1 pseudogene is annotated in these 2009 nt (G+C 59.6%); it reads left to right on the top strand.

The features are described from left to right. Positions 1-149: 149 nt before the first annotated feature. Positions 150-1571: pseudogene (locus tag NKJ90_RS33275) on the top strand (ISNCY family transposase); the annotation flags it as partial. Positions 1572-2009: the final 438 nt, after the last annotated feature.

Genomic DNA, 2009 nt, shown 5'->3' with positions numbered 1-2009 from the left:
TGTAGCAGCTATATAGAGATGCGACACTTGAGCAATTTAGAGATGCGACAGTCCCCGACTTTCACAGCTCATGCTCTGGCCAACTCGAAGCTAGAAAGGAAGGCTTGCGGCCTCAGCCTGGCGACGGACCGGGCTCCTTGGAGACCGTCATGCCTTGTCTCGTCACCTTGTCGCAGAACGAACTTCATCGCCTTGAAGCTATTCAGAAGATCCGGGAACGTCGGCTAAGCGTTGTCCAGGCCGCCGAGCTGTTGCGATTGAGCCGCGCGCAGGTTCACCGGCTGTTGCAAGCCTATGATCGCGATGGCGCTGCTGGCCTTGCTTCGAGGAAGCGCGGTCGACCAAGCAACCGCCGTCACAGCGAGGACTTTCGCAATGCGGCGCTCGACCTGGTGCGCGAGTACTATGTCGACTTCGGACCGACATTGGCTGCCGAGAAGTTGCTCGAACGGCATCAGGTCGGGGTCAGCAAGGAGACGCTACGCCACTGGATGACAGAAGCCGGCATATGGACATCACGGCGTGAGCGCAAACGCCAGCTTCACCAGCCACGGGGCCGGCGTGACTGCCTCGGCGAGCTGGTGCAAATCGACGGATCGCATCACTGGTGGTTTGAGACTCGCGGTCCCAAATGCGCCCTGCTCGTCTTTATCGACGATGCGACCGGCCAGTTGCTCCATTTGCGCTTTGCGGCCTCGGAGAACACGTTTGACTATTTCCATGCGGCGAAGGCCTATCTGAGCGCCTGCGGCAAGCCGTTGGCCTTCTACAGCGACAAGCACGGCATTTTCCGCACGACACATGGTTCGGAGTTGGATCGAACCAGCGGTTTGACGCAGTTCGGCCGGGCGCTCTACGAGCTCAATATCGACATCATCTGTGCCAACACGCCCCAAGCCAAGGGACGCGTCGAGCGGGCCAACCAGACCTTACAGGACCGACTTGTGAAGGAACTGCGCCTTCGTGGCATCAGCACGATCGAGGCGGCAAACGCCTACGCTCCAGAGTTCATGGCGGACTTCAACGCGCGTTTTGGCAAAGAGCCCCGCAATCCGAAGAACATGCATCGGCCCCTCACCGATCACGAACAGTTGGATGGCGCGATGTGCCATAAAGAGTTTCGCACCGTGTCTCAGGCGCTGACGCTGCGCTACGACAAGGTGCTATTCATCCTCGATCCGACCGACTTGGCGAAGCGTCTTGCCGGCAAGAAGGTCGTCGTCTGCGACTATCCGGACGGCCGGCTCGAGGTAACTCATGATGGCATCGGCCTGCCCTACAGAACCTTCGACAAACTTCGATCAGTGCACAGGACTGCAGTCGTCGAAAACAAACGTCTCGATGCGGCGCTGCTGATGGTTGCCGAAATGCAGGAAGGTCGGGAGCTGAAGCGCAGCCAGCACGCTCCGCGGCGCACCGGCCAGACAGACCATATGTTCGGTATCCCCGACGGGAGCATGGGCAATGGCTATGTGAAGCGCGACCGCAAGCCTGGGCGTCGGCGGGACTTCATGAACGACCCGGCCGTCATTGCCAGACGGGAGAAAGCACTGGCGCGCATGGCGGCCGCTGTCGCCGGTGTTGAAGTCACTACCCCAAACAAATTTGGTGCGGGTGATCCGGCAGATTCAGGTAGGACCAGTGGCCGCCTGGATGATGTTCTCGCATTCCTGATGGAGAATTCGGGCAAGCTGCCAGAAACCCCGCTGCCCTGATGAATTTTCGGCAAAATGTAGGAAGCGGACTGCCTGTGCAGCGCCAGTCCGCCGCGATCTGTCCAGCGGCGGCTCTCAAAGCTAAAGCCAAGGGAGCTTCACTGGAAGGCACCCGATCGGGCTGCGCAACCCCGACCAGCTGACGCCCGATCGGGCGCTCAAGTCGGCGCCAAGAAGGCGCGGCTTCACCGTCGGTGCGACATTTCTACTTTGCTAGGAACCGAACGCCCTTCCCTATGAGGGTCGCATTTCTAACTTGCCAGCGCTGTCTCATCTCTAACTTGCTTTAACATC

Source organism: Mesorhizobium sp. M0051 (genome assembly GCF_040323235.1).
GTDB lineage: Bacteria > Pseudomonadota > Alphaproteobacteria > Rhizobiales > Rhizobiaceae > Mesorhizobium.
The sequence above is the reverse complement of the archived record's forward strand: the minus strand, read 5'-3'. Positions and strand labels throughout refer to the sequence as shown.